This window comes from Saccharopolyspora sp. NPDC049357 (genome assembly GCF_040677225.1).
Lineage (GTDB): Bacteria > Actinomycetota > Actinomycetes > Mycobacteriales > Pseudonocardiaceae > Saccharopolyspora.
This window is the reverse complement of the sequence record NZ_JBFAQJ010000053.1, coordinates 26,799-45,447: the sequence shown is the minus strand read 5'-3', so window position 1 is coordinate 45,447 and position 18,649 is coordinate 26,799. Positions and strand designations below refer to the sequence as shown.

The 18,649-nt window shown below is 70.9% G+C and carries 17 protein-coding genes; 11 read left to right on the top strand and 6 right to left on the bottom strand.

Annotated elements, in window-relative coordinates; all coding sequences use genetic code 11:
* Positions 1 to 156: 156 nt before the first annotated feature.
* Together ggt and AB0J91_RS29825 are read right to left on the bottom strand one after the other, a co-directional pair.
* Complete coding sequence (gene ggt, locus AB0J91_RS29830) at positions 157 to 1,932, bottom strand: gamma-glutamyltransferase (protein ID WP_363875525.1); 1,776 nt, start codon at positions 1,930 to 1,932, stop codon at positions 157 to 159.
* 168 nt (positions 1,933 to 2,100) lie between these two features.
* A complete protein-coding gene (locus AB0J91_RS29825) occupies positions 2,101 to 3,684 on the bottom strand; it encodes a putative glycoside hydrolase (RefSeq protein WP_363875523.1) in 1,584 nt (527 codons plus the stop codon).
* A 176-nt stretch (positions 3,685 to 3,860) separates the two neighbouring features.
* Between AB0J91_RS29825 and AB0J91_RS29820 the strand changes: the two genes are divergently transcribed.
* The 9 genes from AB0J91_RS29820 (at position 3,861) to AB0J91_RS29780 (ending at position 12,783) form a co-directional block, all read left to right on the top strand.
* Positions 3,861 to 4,880 (top strand): polysaccharide deacetylase family protein, encoded by a 1,020-nt coding sequence (locus tag AB0J91_RS29820; protein WP_363875520.1) that lies wholly within the window; start codon positions 3,861 to 3,863, stop codon positions 4,878 to 4,880.
* A 293-nt stretch (positions 4,881 to 5,173) separates the two neighbouring features.
* Positions 5,174 to 7,276: a nitrate- and nitrite sensing domain-containing protein gene (locus AB0J91_RS29815; RefSeq protein WP_363875517.1), complete on the top strand. Its 2,103-nt coding sequence runs from the start codon at positions 5,174 to 5,176 to the stop codon at positions 7,274 to 7,276.
* Positions 7,273 to 7,653, top strand: a complete 381-nt coding sequence (locus AB0J91_RS29810) for a roadblock/LC7 domain-containing protein (RefSeq protein ID WP_363875514.1) — start codon at positions 7,273 to 7,275, stop codon at positions 7,651 to 7,653. Before AB0J91_RS29815 ends, AB0J91_RS29810 begins: the two co-directional genes overlap by 4 nt.
* A 5-nt stretch (positions 7,654 to 7,658) precedes the next feature.
* Positions 7,659 to 8,009 (top strand): DUF742 domain-containing protein, encoded by a 351-nt coding sequence (locus AB0J91_RS29805; protein ID WP_363875511.1) that lies wholly within the window; start codon positions 7,659 to 7,661, stop codon positions 8,007 to 8,009.
* Complete coding sequence (locus tag AB0J91_RS29800; protein ID WP_363875508.1) at positions 7,993 to 8,589, top strand: ATP/GTP-binding protein; 597 nt, start codon at positions 7,993 to 7,995, stop codon at positions 8,587 to 8,589. Before AB0J91_RS29805 ends, AB0J91_RS29800 begins: the two co-directional genes overlap by 17 nt.
* A gap of 114 nt (positions 8,590 to 8,703) precedes the next feature.
* Positions 8,704 to 10,002, top strand: coding sequence for an MFS transporter (locus AB0J91_RS29795; RefSeq protein ID WP_363875505.1), 1,299 nt, complete (start codon positions 8,704 to 8,706; stop codon positions 10,000 to 10,002).
* Entirely contained in the window at positions 9,999 to 11,141 is a 1,143-nt protein-coding gene (locus AB0J91_RS29790) for an aspartate/glutamate racemase family protein (protein ID WP_363875502.1), read from the top strand. Before AB0J91_RS29795 ends, AB0J91_RS29790 begins: the two co-directional genes overlap by 4 nt.
* A gap of 28 nt (positions 11,142 to 11,169) precedes the next feature.
* Positions 11,170 to 12,075: a polysaccharide deacetylase gene (locus AB0J91_RS29785; protein ID WP_363875499.1), complete on the top strand. Its 906-nt coding sequence runs from the start codon at positions 11,170 to 11,172 to the stop codon at positions 12,073 to 12,075.
* Between the two features lie 42 nt (positions 12,076 to 12,117).
* A complete protein-coding gene (locus tag AB0J91_RS29780; RefSeq protein WP_363875496.1) occupies positions 12,118 to 12,783 on the top strand; it encodes a GntR family transcriptional regulator in 666 nt (221 codons plus the stop codon).
* 7 nt (positions 12,784 to 12,790) lie between these two features.
* Here the strand turns inward: AB0J91_RS29780 and AB0J91_RS29775 are convergent, their stop codons facing one another.
* From AB0J91_RS29775 to AB0J91_RS29765, 3 genes are read right to left on the bottom strand one after another with little or no spacing between them, the layout of a single operon-like run.
* Positions 12,791 to 13,357 (bottom strand): GNAT family N-acetyltransferase, encoded by a 567-nt coding sequence (locus AB0J91_RS29775; RefSeq protein ID WP_363875493.1) that lies wholly within the window; start codon positions 13,355 to 13,357, stop codon positions 12,791 to 12,793.
* Positions 13,357 to 15,381, bottom strand: coding sequence for a primosomal protein N' (locus AB0J91_RS29770; RefSeq protein WP_363875490.1), 2,025 nt, complete (start codon positions 15,379 to 15,381; stop codon positions 13,357 to 13,359). The genes AB0J91_RS29775 and AB0J91_RS29770 overlap by 1 nt, the downstream gene beginning before the upstream one ends.
* 60 nt (positions 15,382 to 15,441) lie before the next feature.
* Positions 15,442 to 16,365, bottom strand: coding sequence for a YafY family protein (locus AB0J91_RS29765; protein ID WP_363875487.1), 924 nt, complete (start codon positions 16,363 to 16,365; stop codon positions 15,442 to 15,444).
* A 61-nt stretch (positions 16,366 to 16,426) separates the two neighbouring features.
* Between AB0J91_RS29765 and AB0J91_RS29760 the strand changes: the two genes are divergently transcribed.
* Both AB0J91_RS29760 and AB0J91_RS29755 read left to right on the top strand, forming a co-directional pair.
* A complete protein-coding gene (locus AB0J91_RS29760) occupies positions 16,427 to 17,125 on the top strand; it encodes an SDR family oxidoreductase (protein WP_363875485.1) in 699 nt (232 codons plus the stop codon).
* 43 nt (positions 17,126 to 17,168) lie between these two features.
* The gene (locus tag AB0J91_RS29755) at positions 17,169 to 17,624 is read left to right on the top strand and encodes a tRNA (cytidine(34)-2'-O)-methyltransferase (RefSeq protein WP_363875482.1); all 456 of its coding nucleotides are present in this window, start codon (positions 17,169 to 17,171) and stop codon (positions 17,622 to 17,624) included.
* Here AB0J91_RS29755 and AB0J91_RS29750 read toward each other — a convergent pair.
* Positions 17,611 to 18,306, bottom strand: a complete 696-nt coding sequence (locus AB0J91_RS29750) for a TIGR02206 family membrane protein (RefSeq protein ID WP_363875479.1) — start codon at positions 18,304 to 18,306, stop codon at positions 17,611 to 17,613. The genes AB0J91_RS29755 and AB0J91_RS29750 overlap by 14 nt on opposite strands.
* Between the last annotated feature and the right edge of the window lie 343 nt (positions 18,307 to 18,649).

Below are 18,649 nucleotides of genomic sequence, written 5' to 3'. Positions count from 1 at the left end.
CCCTCTTCCCCACCCCCCCGCTCTCCCTACCTCCCCCCCCCGGGCGGCCCGCGCGGGCGGTATTCTATTTCCGCGCGAAGTTCGAGTCCGGAAGTTCCCGGTCAAATTTCGCGCGAAATTCGAATCCCCCACTGCGGTCCGCAGCGTTTCCGCTGGTCAGGGGGTGGGTATGACGACGCCGGCTGCGCCGCCGCCTCGGCGGTGGGGTTCTGCCGCGGCGATCCAGCGTCCGTCCGGGAGGAGTTCGACGCCGGTGGCGGCGCCGATCTCCTCGCTGGTCTTGAAGCGGTGGCCGAGGGCTTCGAGCTTGGCCGCTTCGGGCTGAGACAGGAAGCCGGGCTCGGCGTCGGTCGTGGCGCTGTTGCGCTGCGAGGCGCGGGGCTCGGCGATCGCCTCAGCCAGCGTCTGTCCCCGGTCCAGCCGACCGGTGAGGGTCTGCAGCACCGTGGTGATGATCGTCGAGCCGCCGGGGCTGCCGAGGGCCAGCACCGGCTTGCCGTCCCGCAGCACGATCGTCGGGCTCATCGAGCTGCGGGGCCGCTTGCCCGGTCCCGGCAGGTTCGGGTCCGGCACACCGGGGGTGGCCGGGGTGAAGCTGAAGTCGGTGAGCTCGTTGTTGAGCAGGAATCCGCGTCCGGGCACCACGATGCCGCTGCCGCCGGTCTGCTCGATGGTCAGCGTGTAGGACACGATGTCGCCGCTGGCGTCGGCCACGGTCAGGTGGGTGGTGTTGGGGCCTTCGTAGGGCTCGCCGCCGCCCCGACCGCCGTCGCAGCCCTGCGGCGACGCGGGATCACCCGGTGCTGCCGGGGCCGGGAGCACGGCGTCGTCGCTGATCAGGCATTCGCGGGAGGCCGCGAAGTCGTCGCTGAGCAGGTCCCCGGTGGGCACGTCCGAGAAGGCCGGGTCGCCGACCCACCGGTTGCGGTCGGCGAAGCCGAGCTTGCTGGCCTCCAGGTAGCGGTGCAGGTAGCCGGTCTTGTCGGCGGCCGCGAGGTCACCGCGTTCGAGGATGTTGAGCGCTTCGCCGACGGTGGTGCCACCGGATCCGGAGGGGGCCATGCCGTAGACGTCGTAGCCGCGGTAGTCGGAGTGGGTGGGCTCGCGGTCGATGACCTGGTAGTCCTCCAGGTCGGAGGCGGTCATCGCGCCCGGTCGGACCTTCAGCCCGGCGGCGGGGTCGACGGGCGGCTGGTGGACCGTGCCGACGATGTCGGCGCCGATGTCGCCGGTGTGCAGCGCCTGCGCGCCTTCGTCCCCGAGCCGCCGGTAGGTGTCGGCGAGGTCGGGGTTGCGGTGCACGCTGCCGACGGCGGGCGGCTGCCCGCCGGGCAGGAACAGTTCGCGAGTGGCGGGGAAGGCGCTGAAGCGCTCCTGGTTGTCGGCGGTCTGGGAGCGGAACGTCTCGTCGACGACGAAACCGTCGCGGGCCAGCTCCTCGGCGGGCCGCAGGACCTCGCCGAGGTCCTGGCCACCCCACCGCTCCAGGGCGCGTTCCCAGGTCCGCGGCGTGCCGGGGACGCCGACGCCGAGCCCGCTGGTGACGGCCTCGTCGAACGGGATCGGACGGCCGTTCTCCAGGAACAGGTCTTCGCGCGCCGATGCGGGTGCGGTTTCGCGGCCGTCGATGGTGTCGATCTCGCCGGTCGCGGAGTCGTAGTGCACGAAGTACCCGCCGCCGCCGATGCCCGCCGAGTACGGCTCGGTGACGCCCAGCGCGGCGGCGGTGGCCACGGCCGCGTCGGCGGCCGTGCCGCCCCGGCGCAGCACGTCGAGACCGGCTCGGGTGGCGTCGGGATCGACGCTGGAGACCGCACCGCCGAAACCGACGGCCTCGGCCTGCTTGGGAGGTTCGGGCGCGGCCTGCGCCACCGGCGCCACCAGCGCGCACACCCCGAGCACGCCCAACCCGACCCGGACACTCGATCGCATCGTCCCGAACCTCCTGCTTTCCTCTGCTGTGCGAACCGCTCGCCGCCATCGGCACGCATCAAGATCGGTGCCCGGGCCGTGCTGCGCGACGACGCCGAGAGCAGTTTCCCCCGAACCTGGTGAACGGGCCGCTCGTCCGGTGGAACCGGGACGAACGGCCCGTCGCGGTCAGCCCCTCGGCACCAGTGCCGCGTCGTGGTAGCGGCAGTTCGGCGCCCACAGCAGGAACGAGTTCATGCCGTTGCTGCGCGCGGCCTCGATCTGGGCCGCGACCTCTCCTGGACCGTAGGTGACCCCGAGGCTGAAGTCCTGCAACCACGGGATGATCTGCACGTCGGTTCCCTCCACGGCCTTGCCGAACGCGGCCAGCGAGCGGGCCACGATGTCGTAGGGCTGGCTGTTGGGGTTGCCGACGCCGAACTCACCGGCCGCCCAGTGCGAGGGGTAGACCATCGGCGCGATGTAGTCGACGTAGTGCGACATCTGCCGGACGTCCTGGGCGATCTCGGTCGGCCGGTCGACGGCGATGCCGAACACCGATGCGCCCAGCAGCGCGCCGCGCGAGCGGACCTCGGTCTGCGTCTGGCGCAGGAACTCCGCGATGGAGGTCTCCGGGGTGCCGACCAGGTTCGGGATGCGCATCTGCTCCATGTGGCCGTCCGGCCGGCGCACGTAGTCGTAGAGCACGTCGTCGAACCCGAGCTGGGCTGCTTCGGCTGCGATGTCGACGTTGTACTGGCGCACCACCGGGTCGGCGAAGTTGGTGAAGGCGAACTGCCCGTAGCCGCTGGACCAGGGCGAACCACCCGAGGTCTGCACGACGCGTTCGGGGTGGCCGCTGTTCCAGGAGGCCGCGCCGAGCACCGGGTCCTTGAACGCCACGAGCCTGCCGACGACCCGCACGCCCATGCCGTGCAGCTGGTCGAGCGCCTGGCGCGCGTTGTAGTAGCCCTTGACGGCGCCGATCTGGTGGGCCATCGGGACCGCGGAGTCGTAGACGACCTCGCCGCTCTCGTCCTTGAGGTCGAGCTCGACGGTGTCGATCTTGCCCTGGCGGGCCAGCTCCAGGATCGGCTCGCGCAGCGAGTCGCTGGTCCAGGCCATGCCGGTGACGTGCACCGCGCGCATGCCCGGGTGTTTGATGTGGACGGTCATGACCCGTTCGGACCGGTTGCCTGCCACGTCGGTGGCGACGACCTTGACGTCGCGGTCCGGCTTGTCGACCACGACGCTGAACGCGCCCTGCGGATCGGTCTTGACCTGCTTGCCCGCGACCTCGACGCGGTCGGCTCCGTGGGCCTTGCCGTTGACGGTCACCGGACGGTTGGGGCCTTCTGGCCGCAGCGAGTCCTCGACCTGGAGGTCCGGCGGCGTGCTGTCCACAGTGAACTCGTGACTCGTGGTGTCTGAACCGAGCCAGGAGATGCTGCGCGGTGCGTCGACGACCAACTCGTGCGGCCCATCCGGCAGACCGGCCGGTGCCAGCGCCATACCGCCCGCGACCTGCCGCGCGGCGACTTCCCGGCCGTCGACCGTGATCTTGGCGTTGCTCACTCCCCGGATACCGACTTCGGCATTGGTGTTCACCGGCTGATCCAAACCGGTGATCTTCACGTCCTCAGTGGACAGTGCGCGTAACAGGAAGAAACCGAAGACCAGCACCAGCGCGGTACCGACTCCGATCACGACGTACTTGGGCATTCCGGCGCTGATGGCCTTGATGCGGGCGCGCGCTGAAGCAGCATCCGACATCGGTTTCGCCTCCCCGACTTAGGCGAACTCGCGCGGTGCACGAATTTCCTTGCTGGACAATTGTGTTCCGGCCGCTCCCGGCGTCCGGAAACCCACTGTCGCAGTCGGATCGGGCTAGATCAATTGGCCAGTTGGAGTATCCCGCTACCGGAACCGGATCTATACCGTTGGTCCCGATGTTGCCCTCCAGAACCACGGTTCGCGCCGCCGCGCTCGCGATGTTGCTCGCGTCCGCGGCGTGCAGCGCACCCGCCGCGCCCGCTCCGCCGCCGCCTCCAGCTCCCGCCGCACCGCCCGCTCCCCCGCCGCCACCGGATCCCGCATCGGTCGGGGCCAACGAGCTCGGGGACGTTCCGGTGCTGATGTACCACCGCATCACACCCGCTCCGAGCAGCGTCTACGACCGCACTCCGGCCGATTTCCGGGCAGAGCTGGAACGGCTCGCCCGCGAGGGTTACGTTCCGGTGACGGCCACCGAGTACGCCTCCGGGAAGATCGACATCCCGGCGGGGAAGCACCCGGTGGTGCTGACCTTCGACGACGGCTCGGCCACCCAGTTCACTGTGGACCCGGCGGGGAACCCGGCGCCGGAATCGGCCGTCGGCATCCTGCTCTCGGTGGCTCAGACCAACCCGGGCTTCCGCCCAGTGGCAACGATGTACGTGTTCAATCCGCCGTTCGAGGAACCCACCGGTCGGCGCAGCCTCACCTGGTTGCACGACAACGGTTTCGAGATCGGCAACCACACGATGAACCACCCCAACCTCGGCCGGGTCTCCTCGGCGGAGGCGCAGCAGGAGATCGCCGGGATGCAGCGCGTCATCACCGACGCCGTTCCGGGCATGCGGGTGGACTCGATCGCACTGCCGCTGGGCATGCACCCCGACGACGAGCGGCTGGCCTCCGACGGTTCGGCCGACGGGGTCACCTACCACCACACGAGCGTGATGCTGGTGGGTTCGAACCCGGCTCCGTCGCCGTTCACCACCGACTTCGACCCGGCCAACATCCCGCGGATCCGCTCGCAGGGCCCGGTCGGCGAGGACGCGGGTTACGGCTCGGCGGCCTGGCTCGACAAGCTCGCCGCCGACCCGGCGTCGCGCTACACCTCCGACGGAGATCCGGCCAAGACCTCGGCACCCCACTCGGCGAGCGCCCAGCCGGCGCCGGGCGCACCGAACGTCCAGCGCTACTGACACCGGTTCGCGCAGCTGCGGGCGGGACCTCGCGGCTGCGCGAAGTTGGTTGCACGGTTTGTGGTTCCGCATGCTGATCGTGACCACCGCGTAGCCTGCGTTGGTATGAACGTGTCACATGCGTTGACACGACCTCCACTTCGCGACACGCAGGGTTGATCAGCTGCTAGCGTCCGTGCACTCATCATCGCCGCTGAAACCGGAGGGGGTTTCCGCTGGTGACGTCACAGGACGCCGACACTCATCACCGGACCATCAAGAGGCGTCTTTCGCGCGCGCTCACACTGCCGATCGTGCTGCTGTCGGTCGTGCTGCTGTCCTCGACGGTGCCGCAGGGGGTCGAATCCTTCGTCGTCTGGAGGATCGGAGTCGCGGCCAAGGAGGCCGGTACGTCCGCGATGCGCGGTTTCGAGGCGCTCCAGCACGAACGCGACCTGTCGGTGCGGACCGGGATCCCGGCCGCGGAACTGACCGCCGCGCGTGCCGCGACCGACCGCAACGTCGCCGAGCTCAACGCCACGCTGGACTCCCTGACGGGATACGCGCCGGAGCCGATCGCCGAGAAGACCGCGCAGTTCCAGCGCCGCCTGGCCGAACTGCCGCAGCGCCGCACGCTCGCGCAGGGCACCGAGCTCAACCGGCGCGCGACCGTCGACTACTTCAACTCCGTGATCGACTCGGGCATCGACCTGTTCGACACCCAGTCCCGCCTCGCCCACGACATCCAGGTCACCCAGGACGGCATCACCGCCACCGAGCTGCTGCGCGCCTCCGACCTGATGCAGCGCGCCGCCATGATCGGCGGGGCCGCGGTGGACTCGGGTCGTTTCGACGCGGGCGAGCACCTCGCGTTCGCCGAGCGGGTGTTCACCTACCGCAGCCGGATCCGGGCCGAGAGCGCCCATTCCGCGCCGCAGGTGCAGGAGCGCTACCGCGAGCTGACGCGATCGGGGGCCTGGCAGCGGCTCACCGCTGTCGAGGACCAGCTGATCGCGGCCGGTGCCGACGCGCCGAACGCGATGTCGCCGCAGCAGCAGCGGGCCTGGCACACCGACGTCAGCACCGTGGGCAGCGAGCTCAACGCGATGTCGATGGCCCAGTCCGACCACGCGATCACGCTCGGCATGACGCAGAGCTACGCGAAGTTCGTCTGGACGATCCTGGTGGTGCTGGTCGCGGTAGCGGTGACCGCCGGCTGCTGGTGGTACTCGTGGCGCAACATCGGGGTCACCGAGCAGGTGCTGGCTCGGCTGGCCCGGCTGCGGGACGCGGTGCTGCGCCGCACCAACGACCTTCTGCCGCCGATCCTGGAGCGCGCCCGGGAGGGCAAGCGGGTCGACGTCGACGGCGAGCTGGGCGAGCTGGACTTCGGTCGCGACGAGATCGGCCAGGTCGCCGACGCGATGGAGGTCTCGCAGCGCGCCACCATCGACGCCACGATCAACGAGGCCGCCACTCACGCGGCGTTCCGCAGCGCCATCGCCGCGATCGCCAGCGGGCAGCAGACGCTCATCCAGCAGGCGATCGTGCTCATCGACGCCGCCGAGCACGACGAGCAGGACCCGGCCAAGCTCCGGCGGTTGCTGCAGGTCGACAGCACGGTCACGCGGCTGCGGCGCAAGATCGAGAATCTGCGGGTGCTCTCCGGTGACCGGCCAGGTCGCCGCTGGCGCGACCCGGTGCCGCTGGGCAAGCTCGTGCAATCGGCGATCGGTGAGACCGAGCACTACACGCGGATCAACGTCCGCGCGGTGCCCGCGGTGGCGGTCAAGGGCCCGGCGGTCACCGACACGATCCGGGTGCTGGCGGAGCTGATGGACAACGCCACCCGCTTCTCGCCGCCGAACTCGCCGGTGGTGGTGCGGGTGGAGCGCGCCGACGACGACGGCGTGCTGGTGGAGATCGAGGACCGCGGTCTGGGCATGAAGGATCCCGACCGCGAGCGGATCAACCGAACCCTCGCCGCGCCACCGGATTTCACCGCCACGTCGGTGCAGGACGACGTGCGGCTCGGCCTCGTCGTGGTCAGCCGGCTCGCGCAGCGGCGCGGCATCGCCGTCAGCCTGCACCCCGGTGAGGGTTCGGGAACGCGCGCCTCGGTGGCGCTTCCCGGCGACATCATCGCTGAGCACGTGTCCGCGAAGCGCGAGCGCAGCACCGAGACGACGATCCGGATGCGGCGCCGACCCCACAGCACGTCGACGGTGACCGAACCGGATTCGCCCGGTGGCCTGCCCCAGCGCAAGCGCGGCACCACGCTCGCGCGGCTCAAGGGCAGACAGGGCGAATCCTCCACCGAGGGAACGGTTTCCGAGGATGAAGAGCAGTCGTCCGGGGCGGTAGCGTTCATGAACAAGATCCGACGCGCCCGTGCTGAGCAGGAGGGACGTTCGTGAACAGCGACAACCTGAGCTGGTTGCTCGAAGATTTCCGCAGGCAGGTTCCCGATGTCCGGGGCCTCATCTTGTTCTCGGCCGACGGCCTGCCCACCTCGTTCTCCGGCATGCCCGAGGACGAGGCCGACGCGCTGGCCGCCCTGGGGGCCTCGATCAACAGCATGGCGTCCAGCGCGAGCGCGCACACCGGTTCCGGGGGTGTGCGGAGCACGCTGATCGAGAGCGACGAGGCGTTCCTGATGCTCGGCCAGGCCGCGGAGCGCACCGGCCTGCTGGTCGTCGTCCCGGCGAGCGCGGACCTCGAACTCGCGGCCACGGCCGTCGAGCAGCTGGTCTCGCGGGTGGGTTCGCACCTGGCCACTCCGGCGCGGCGGTGACCGGCATGGCCGAGTGGAACGACGACGAACCCGGACCGCTGGTGCGGCCCTACGTGCACACCGGCGGTCGCACCGATGTCACCAGCGACGAGCTGGACGTGTCGGCTCTGCTGCACGCCGTTCCCGAGACCACCGTCGACGACGTGTCGCTGAGCGCCACGACGGTGCGGGAGTTGTGCTCGAAACCGGTTTCGCTGGCCGAGATCGCCGCGGAGCTGGAGAGCCCGATCTCGGTGGCGCGCGTGCTGGTCGGCGATCTCGTCGACCGCGGCCTGCTGCGGGTGACCGCGCCGCGCACCGACCGGCCTGACGTTTCGTTCATGGAGAGGCTTCGCAACGATGTCCGGAACCTGTGACCCGACCACGACCTCGGCGAAGATCGTGATCGCCGGGGCTTTCGGGGTCGGCAAGACCACGATGATCACCAAGCTCACCGATCGGGAGCCGCTGCGGACCGAGGAGATCCTCACCGAGGCGGGCGCGGGCGTCGACGACTTGGCGGGTGTGGAGCAGAAGAGGACCACGACGGTGGCGCTGGACTTCGGCCGCCTGGACCTGCCCAGCGGCCCGAAGCTCTACCTGTTCGGAACTCCGGGCCAGGACCGGTTCTGGCCGATGTGGGACAGCATCGCGCTCGGCGCGCTGGGCGCGATCGTCATCGTCGACCCGCAGCGGCTGGGCCAGTGCTTCGCCATCCTCGACTTCTTCGAGGACCGCGGGATCCCGTTCGTGGTCGCGGTCAACGAGTTCGACGGCGCTCCGCACCACGAACCGGACCAGATCGCCGGGGCTCTCGACCTCGACCCGGACGTCCCGGTCCTGCACTTCGACGCCAGGAGCAAACCGGCCACCAAGGACGTCCTGGTCGCAGTCCTGGATCGAGCCATCGAGCACCGCACCGGCCGACCGGACGCGGCCCGGGCGACGAGCCCCTAGCACGCCGGACGCGGCTTTTACCCGACGGTTACAACTGACTCTTGTTCATCGGCGGATCAGCTCATACCTTTGTTTGGTATACCGTGTTGGTATACCAAACAAAGGATGATGCAGATGTCCAACACCCGTTGGCGCTTGTTCGGTCTCCTGTTGTTGCTGGTCACCGTCAACTACATCGACCGCGGATCGCTGTCCGTGGCCCTCCCGATGATCAAGACCGAGTTCGGCATCGGGCCCGAGGTCACCGGCGTCCTGCTGTCGGTCTTCTTCTGGGCCTACGCCGCCATGCAGATCCCGGCCGGTTGGCTGATCGACCGGTTCGGTCCGCGCAAGCTGATCACCGCGGCCTGCCTGGGCTGGGGCGGAGCGACCGCGATCTCGGGCCTCGCGCCCAACACCGCCACGATGGCGGTCGGCCGAGCCGCGCTCGGCGTCGCCGAAGCACCCATCATGCCCGCGGGCGGCAAGCTCAACGCCGTCTTCCTCACCGAGAAGGAGCGCGGCCGCGGCGCCACCATCCTCGACGCCGGCGCGCCGCTGGGCTCGGCGTTCGGCGGCGTCGTGATCACCGGGCTCATCGCGGCCACCGGCAGCTGGCGGTGGGCGTTCGTCGCCGCCGGTGTCGCCACGATGCTGCTCGGGTTCTGGGCGTGGCGGGCCATCCGCGACACCCCGGAAGCCCATCCCGGCGTCGACGACGCCGAACGCGCCTACCTCGCCGAGGCCCGGCGCGAGGAGAACGCGCGGCACCAGGCCACCGGCCGCCGGGCCGGCCTCCTGCACTACCTGCGCTACCGCAGCTTCTGGGCGATGTGCCTGGGATGGCTGGGTTTCAACGGCGTCTTCTACGGACTGCTGACCTGGGGTCCGCTGTTCCTGTCGGAGAGCAAGGGTTTCGACCTCAAGACCATCGGCTGGTCCACCTTCGTCATCTTCGGCGCCGGTTTCGTCGGTGAGATCCTCGGCGGGCAGCTCGCCGACCGCCTCCGCGACCGCGGCTACCGCACCAACCCGGTGATGCGGACCCTGCTGGGCTTCGCCGGGCTGTGCGTGATCGCCGGACTGGTCGGCGTCGTGCTCGTGCCGGGCCCGATCGCCGCGATCGCCCTGCTGTCCACCGTGCTGTTCTTCCTGCGCTGGGTCGGCCTGTTCTGGGCCGTGCCCGCGATCCTCGGCGGCACCGAGGACGCCGGGGTGCTCGGCGGGGCCATGAACCTGGCGGGCAACATCTCCGGGTTCATCACGCCGATCGCGGTCGGGCTCATCGTCGGCGCGACCGGTGGTTACACCGGGGCGCTGCTCTACTTCGTCGGTGCCGGGGTCCTCATGACGATCTCCGTGCTGGTCCTGGACTACAGCACGCGACTGGCTCCCCGCTCCGAGTCCAGCCCGATCCGGGGAGGTGCGGCATGACCCGCATCGGCATGATCGTCCCGTCGTCGAACACCACCGTCGAGCCCGCCACCCGGCGGTTGCTGGCCGATCGGTCCGATGTCGACTTCGTGTGCACCCGAATTCCCGTGCACGCCATCGCGCGCGACGGTTCGGGCGCGTCCTTCGACGTCGAGACGATGGTCGACGCCGCGGCGCTGCTGGCCGATGCCGCAGTGGACTGCGTCGTCTGGAACGGCACCGCCGGGTCGTGGCTGGGAGCCGACCACGACCGGCGGATCGTCGAGGCGATCACCGACCGCACCGGCATCCCGACCACCACCTCGACGCTGGCGATCCTGCAGGCCTGCCGCGCCTTCGGCATCACCGAACTGGCCTGCGCCACGCCCTACACCTCCGACGTGGTGGAGGCGATCATCGCCGAGTACCGGCGGCACGGGATCGGCATCACCGGACACCGCGAGTGGGGACTGACCGACAACCGCTCCTTCGCCGCCCCCGATTCCGCCGAGGTCGCCGCGTTGCTGCGCGGTGCGATGAGCTCCGGTGGCCAGGCGGTCGGACTGATCTGCACCAACGTGGACGGGGCCGCGGTCGCCGAGTCCGTCGAGGACGAGCTGGGCGTCCCGGTGATCGACAGCATCGCCGCGACGTCGTGGTGGGCCCTGGAAACCGCGGGCGCGCCCGCGCGCATCACCGGCGCCGGGGCGCTGCTCGACCAGGCGGACCTGCGGCACCGGGCCACCGCGCTCGTCACCGAGCTCCGCGAGCGCACCGGCTGCGACCGGACCACTCTGCGCATCGACGACCCCCGGCGGGGCCTGCACGTCGACCTGTGCGCGGCCGAGTCGCGCGCCGCGGGCGTGCGCTCCATCCAGCACGACCCGTCCCTGGACCAGCGCGGCCTCGACACCGTGCGGTGGCTGGACGAGCACCGCCGGGTCCTCGTCCAGCCCGCGTTCACCGAACCGCCCTTCCCGCCGCAAGCGCTGCGCGAGGTCTACGGCGTGAGCGCGCAGGTGCTGGGCCCGGTCGAACGGGACGGGGACGTCGTGGCGTGGCTGTCGGCGCACAGCATGGCCGAACGCGAGTGGTCCGCGTCCGATGTGGAGGCCGTGAACGCCGCGCGAGATGCGGTGGCCGCACTCCTCGACCGGTGAATCCCCGATGTGGAAAGGGAAAGAACGCATGAAGAAGATCCAGGTCTGCGTCGGCGTCGATGTGGACTCCTGCGCGGGATGGCTGGGCTCCTACGGTGGCCAGGACTCCCCCAACGACATGCAGCGCGGCGTGTTCGCCGGTCAGGTCGGCGTGCCCCGGATGCTGAAGCTGCTGGAACGGCGCGGCATCACCACCACGTGGTTCTGGCCCGGCCACTCGATCGAGACCTTCCCCGAGCAGGCGCGGATGTGCGTGGAGGCCGGGCACGAGATCGGCGCGCACGGATACAGCCACGAGAACCCGCGATCGCTGTCGCCGGAGCAGGAACGCGACGTGATGGCCAAGAGCGTCGAGCTCATCGAGGACCTGTGCGGCGAGCGACCGCGGGGATACGTCGCGCCGTGGTGGGAGATGAGCGAGCACACCGCGGGCATCCTCGCCGAGTTCGGGTTCTCCTACGACCACTCGCAGAACTACCACGACTTCGTGCCGTTCTACGCGCGCGTCGGCGACCGGTGGACCCCGATCGACACCTCGCAGCCCGCTGCCCACTGGATGAAACCGCTTGCCCACGGCGAGGAAATCGATCTCGTCGAGTTCTGCGGCAACTGGTACGTCGACGACCTGCCGCCGATGATGTTCATCAAGTCGCACCCGAACTCGCACGGGTTCGTCAACCCGCGCGACATCGAAGCCCTGTGGAACGACCAGTTCGACTGGGTCCACCGCGAGCTCGACTACGCGGTGATCCCGATGACGCTGCACCCCGACGTCTCCGGGCGCCCGCAGGTGCTGCTGATGCTGGAACGCCTGCTGGACCGGTGGGCGGGCTTCGAGGGCGTCGAGTTCGTGACGATGGCCGAGGCGGCCGACGAGTACCGCCGGCGCTTCCCCTTCGAGGCGCCCGCGCGGCCCGACGGCGTGGGCCGGTGAGCAGGTGATTCGACCGAGCGCACTGCTAGGATCGGGGACGGCATGTCCCGGACAGATTCCCACCCGAACGCGACCGAGAACGTCTTGCTGCGAGGTCGGCTGATCGACACCTTGCGCAACGACGTGATCATCGGTCGCTACCCTCCCGGCTACCGGCTCGTCGAGCGGGACGTCGCCGACACCTACGGTGTCTCGCGGCTTCCCGCCCGGGAGGCGTTGCAGGCGCTGCGCGCCGAGGGCTTCCTCGAGGTCCGCAACTCGCGCGGTCTGGTCGTGCGGACCTGGACCGAGACCGACGTCAGCGAGCTGTTCGACATCCGCCAGGCGCTGGAGGCGGTCGCTTGCCGGCAGGCCGCCGAGCAGCGCACCGATGACGACCTCACCGCGCTGCGCGAAGCGGTCGATGACGCCGACGCCGCCTTCAGCTCCGGTGACACGGCCGGTGCGCACGACGCGAACGCGCTGTTCCACCAGCTCCTGGTCACCGCCGCGCACAACCGCACGCTCAGCGAGGTCATCGCGCCCGTCCTCTACCGTGTCCAGTGGCTGGTCCGGCAGATCCCCGACCCGCACTCGGTCTCCGACGACCACCACGCCCTCGTCGACGCCATCGCCGCTGGTGATCCCCGCCGGGCCCAACACCTGGCCACCACTCACGCCGAGCGCAACCGCACCAAGACCCTCCGGGCGATGTTCCCCACCCGCTGACCCGCGGTCACCCCTGGGCGAGCCACTCGTCGCGGGTGAGGGCGTATTCGACGTCGCCGTGCTCGGAGCCCTCGATGGGCCCTTCCGGCCAGGTGGTGAAGAACGTGCGGACGTAGCGGAGCCCTGCCTTTTCCATCACCCGGCGGGATCCGGTGTTGACCGTCATGGTCTGGGCCCAGACCCGGCGCAGGTCGAGTTCGGTGAACCCCTTGCCGATGAGGGCGATCGCGCCCTCGGTGGCCAGGCCCCGGCCCCAGGTGGAGCGGTACATCCGGTAGCCGAGCTCGAAGTCGTCGGGCTCGGCCGACGTGTTCGGGTGGAACTTGAAAAGGCCCAGGAATTCCCCGGTTCCGCGATCGGCGGCGACCCAGTTGCCGTGGCCGTCGAAGCGCGCGTAGCGGTCCAGGTACAGCGGCATGGTCCTGGACCGGACCTCGTCGAACGTGGTCGGCAGGCCGCCGTTGAGGTAGCGCATGACCTCGGGATCGTTGTTGAGGCGGAAGACCTCGCCGGAATCCTCCTCGGTGAGCTCCCGCAGCACCATCCGCTCGGTCTCCAGGAAGATCCGGACCACTACAGCATCTCCAACGGATCCAGGCGGACCCGGAGCTCGGTGGCCTTCCGCGCCGCGCGGATCGCCTGGGCGGCGTGCAGGGAGTCGGCCAGGGCCCGGCCTTCGGAGCGGTCGACGCGGACGATGAGGCGTTCTCGCTCGGAGTTGCCGTCCTCGTCGACCTCGCCGAGCGGTACCGGCCCGAGGACCTCGGCGCTGGCGGGGAGGTCCGCGGAGTCCAGGAGGGCTTCGATGGCGTCGGGCGTGCCGTCGACAGCCGCGACGCGGCGCGCAGGCGGGAAGCCGAGCTCGGCGCGTTCGGCGAGCTCCTGCGCGGCGTACCAGGCGGGATCCCAGCGGACCAGGGCCTGCACCGGCTGCAGCGAGGACTCGGCCATCACCACGACCCGACCGCCCTCGGAGGCGGGCCGGACGAGCGCGGCTGCGGCGAACCACTTGCGCAGCGCGGTCTCCGAAGCCCGCAGCTCCGGTCGTCCGAGCATGGTGCGTCCGTCGAGCAGCAACGCCGCGCCGTAACCGCCGTCGGCGACCGGTTCGGCGCCGGGCGTGCACACGATCAGCGCGGGCTTGCCGGGCACGTCGGCGAGGATCTCGCCCGCCCCGGAGGTGCGCACCGGGAACCCGGGGAACGCGCGCCCCAGCTCCTCGGCGGTGCGGCCCGCGCCGACGGCGACCGCTCGCAACCGGCGCGACCCGCACTGGGGGCACTTGAACGCGGCTTCGGCCGCCCCGCACCACTGGCAGGCGGCGGGTTTGGGCATGCCGTCCTCGGTTCCGCCGGGCAGCGCCAGCGGCCCCGCGCACCGCCGGCACCGAGCGCGTTCGCGGCAGTCTCCGCAGGCCAGCGCGGGCACGTAGCCACGGCGGGGCACCTGGACGAGCACCGGGGCGCCGTTGTTGAGCGCGGCCCGGGCGGCCTCGAAGCCGACCGAGGGCAGCCGGGCCGCGCGGGCGGCCGGATCGCGGGCCAGCTGGGTGTCATCCTCGCCGATGGAGGTGACGCGCGGTGCGGCGCTGCGGACTTCGGTGCGGTGCGCGACGAGTTCGTGCGCCCAGCCGGATTCGACCAGCAGCGCGGCCTCGGCGGTGCGCGCGAACCCGCCGACGATCAGCGCGGCACCGGCGGTGTGGGTGCGCTGGGTGAGCACGTCGCGGGTGTGCGGGTAGGGCACCTGCGGGTAGCTGTGCAGGTCGTCGCCGTCGTCCCACACCACGGCCAGCCCCAGGTCGCGGACCGGCGCGAACATCGCCGCGCGCGTGCCGATGACGACCCGGGCGGCGCCGCGCAGCGCTGCGAGCCAGTGCTTGTACCGCTCGGCCGGGCCGCTGTCGGCGGTCAGCGTCACCACGTCGTCGCCGAGCAGCGCCGCGCACGCGGAGTGCAGGCGCTTGAGGTCGCGGTGGTCGGGGACGACGATCAGCGCGCCCCGCCCGGCCGACGCCGTGGTCGCGGCGGCCTCGGCGAGCCGGGCGGGCCAGTCCTCCCCCGGCAGCGCCTGCCACACCGCCCGCGCGGGACGACCGGCGTGCAGCGCGTCCAGAAAGGACTGGCCGTGCTGATATCGCTGCCACGCGGGCATTTCCGGGCGTTGCGGTGGCGGGAGCGGCTCGCGGCGCGCGGACTTCTCGGCAGCCGCGCTGCGCGGCGGGATCGCCAGCCGCAGGACGTCGACGAGCATCCCGCCGTAGCGGTGGGCGACGGCCTGGGCCTGGGCGAGCATGTCGGGCGTGAGCACCGGTTCCGGCGAGGACACCCGCTCCAGCCAGGCGAGATTGCCCTTGAAGTCGGAGGTCTCGACGCGTTCCAGCAGGTAGCCGTCGACGAGCTTGCCGCGGAAGCGCACCCGCACCCGGCAGCCCGGTTGCGCGTCGGCGTCGAGCCGGTCGGGAACGCGGTAGTCGAACGGGCGGTCCAGGTGCACCGGGAGCGGGACGTCGACCAGCACGCGCGCGATGGGGCTGGTCGCCGCCGCCGTGCGCTCGGTCTCCTCCCCCTTCCGCTTCCGGGGCTGCCCTGCTGCCATGCCTCTTCTCTACCATGCACCCCCGTCGTGACCGGGCCCCGGAGTCGACCGGCGAGTTGGTCACCGCGAGCCGGCCTGGCCGAGCCGGTGGGCGAGCTGAGCCGCCGCCTCGCGCAGCTCGGGGGCGTCGATGATCGTGAAGTCCCGGTCGAGCGCGGCGAGGTAGACGGCGAGGTCGTGCGGGGTGTCGGCCCCGGCTTCCACCAGGCAGCTGCCAGGCCCGAGCGCGGTGACGGGCCACGCGACCGGGAGCAGGCCCGCGACCTCCTCCGCCGAGCCGTGGACCTTGACGTCGGCCCGGTAGTTCCACAGCACCTCCGCGACGCCCCGCGTGACGAACCCGGTGAAGCCCCCGTCCGGCGGCTCCCTGGGCTCGAAGCGGGGACCGCCCGGGGTGCGCAGCCGCATCCGGTCGACCCGGTAGGTGCGCCAGTCGGCCCGGTCGAGGTCCCACCCGACGAGATACCAGCGGCGGCCGGTGCTGACCAGGCGGTGCGGCTCGACATCACGGCTGGTCACGGCCTCGTCGCGGACGCGGTAGTCGAAGCGCAGCCGCTCGTGGTCGCGGCAGCTGCGGGCGATCTCGCCGAGGACGTCGGGGTCGACATCAGGGCCGGGGACCGCCGCGCTGGTGGCCTGCAACGCCCGCACGCGCGCACCCAACCGCGGCGGGAGCACCTGCTGGAGCTTGGTGAGCGCGCTGATCGCCGCTTCGGTGCCCGCCGAGCGCAGCGCGACCGCCACGGCGACCGCCTCGTCGTCGTCGAGGAGCAGCGGCGGCAGCGCGGCACCCGCGCCCAGCCGGTAGCCGCCGCCGACACCGGACGTGGCGTGGACCGGATATCCCAAGCCCCGCAGGCGTTCCACGTCGGCGCGCACCGTTCGGGTGCTGACCTCCAAGCGCTCGGCGAGCTCGGGCCCGGGCCGGTCCGGCCGGCTCTGCAGCAACGTCAGCAGGCGCAACAACCGCGCGGCGGTGTCCATCGGTCCATTGTCGCCGACATCGCGGAAGCGTCCTTTCCGCGATTGCCGCGATTGTGGGTTCATGACGACAGCAGTGGTGACGGGCGGCTCGCGCGGCATCGGCGCGGCCATCGTGCGCAGGTTGACCGCCGACGGAGCGGAGGTGCTGTTCAGCTACGTCCGGCACGAGCAGGAGGCCGTGGAGCTCGCGGCGCGGACGGGAGCCCGGGCCGTGCGCGCCGACGTCGGGGTCCCGTCGGACCTGGACGCGTTGTTCTCCCAGGTCGGCGACCTCGACGTCCTGGTCAACAACGCGGGCATCGCCTCCACGACGCCGATGGCGGACCTGACCGAGCAGGAGTTCGACCGCGTGCTGGCGGTCAACACCAAGGGCCCGCTCCACGCCATGCAGCGCGCGGCGGGCCTGATGTCCCGGGGCGGGCGCATCGTGAACATCTCGACGATGACCACGGTGTGGGCTTCTCCCGGCGAATCCGCCTACGCGGCCAGCAAAGCCGCGCTCGAACAGCTGACGATCGTGGCCGCGAAGGAACTCGGCGAGCGGGGCATCACCGTCAACGCCGTCTCCCCCGGCCCGACCGACACCGACTTCCTGCGCGGCGCCGTGCCGCCGTCGGCGCTGGAGGCCGCGGCGAGCATGATCCCGCTCGGTCGGCTGGGCGCGCCGGAGGACGTCGCCGACGTCGTCGCCTTCCTTGTCAGCGACCAGGCCCGGTGGGTGACGGGGCAGAACGTGCGCGTGACCGGCGGTCTCGTCTGACCCGTGGTGGGCGCTGCGTGCGGACGTGTGAAAACATTTTCGAGTGTTCCACGTCGTCTTCTACCACCCCGAGATTCCCGGGAACGCCGGGAACGCGATCCGGATGGCCGCCGGTTCCGGCGCCGCGCTGCACCTGATCGAGCCGCTGGGGTTCTCCGTGGAGGACGCGAAGCTGCGCCGCGCCGGGCTGGACTACCACGACCGCGCCGCGCTGCACGTCCACCGGAGCCTGGAGGCCTGCTGGGAGGAGCTGCGCCCGGAGCGCGTCATCGCGTTCACGGCCCGCACCGAGGCCTCCTACGTCGACGTGGACTACCGGCCCGGCGACGTCCTGCTGTTCGGCCCGGAGTCCACCGGGCTGCCGGACGACCTCATCGATGCGGCCTCGCTGCGGGTGCGCATCCCGATGCTGCCCGGGATCCGCTCGATGAACCTCGCCAACTCCGCCGCCGTCGCCGTGTACGAGGCCTGGCGGCAGCACGCCTTCAAGGCGCCGTGACGGGCTCGCGGCTGCGCGTCCAGGGCCAGGTGAGCAGCGCCCAGGCGGCCATGCCGACGGCGAGCTCCACCGCGAGGTAGGTCGGCCAGCCGCCCATCAGGTCGAGCAGCGACGGGTTCTCCGGCTTGCTGCTGACGAAGCCGTAGTTGGTGCCGGCCACCTCGTTGAACACCAGCATCGCCAAGCCCCACGCGACGGTGACCCCGACCGAGATCCAGTACCCGCGCCACGTGGGCCGGAGCCCGACCACCCAGGTCAGGAAGGCCGCCGCCCAGATCACCAGCAGGTGCTGGCCCCAGAACTCGACGAAGTTGACGTGTGGGAAGTCGGGTGCGTCCAGGGCCGGGGTGATGATGGCCTGCGGTGTCAGCGTCAGGCCCCAGAAGTAGAGCAACGCGTGCGGCGTCGCCCGCCGCGTCCACAACGCCCAGGCGGCCACCATCCAGGCGAGGTCGCACAGGTGCAGCGGCAGCGACTCGGCGACGTTCCACTCCCCCGGCATCAACCGGAACGCCAGCAGCGGAACGTTGAACCCCAGCACCACGACCGCGAACGCCCGGCACCACCGCTCCAGGGCCTGCTCGTGCAATCCCCGCCCGAGCGCGACGAGGATCACCGACCCGGCCACGATGAGCACCATCAGCACCCAATGCGACGGGCCGTAAGGCTCGAACCGATCCACAACCGGCCCCACACCCCCAGAGTCACCCACCCGAGAGACCACGTCAATCGGGCCCCAGAACCACCCTTCAACCCCAACTGAAACCACCAAGAGCCTGGGCGTGAGCCGCTCCTCTCGACGCCCAGACACGCCCAAAGCTCCCCCACCCCCACCACCCGTCCAGACCACCACGCCACACGACTCCCCGCCTCCAGCCCCCAGCGGACCGTCTCGTCCCCGGCTGAGTTCCCGGATTTCAGTGGAAACGCGTGGTCGGATTTCAGTGGAAATCGGGATCCGGAATTCAGTGGAAATCGGGATCCGGAATTCAGTGGAAAACGGGATCCGGAATTCAGTGGAAAAC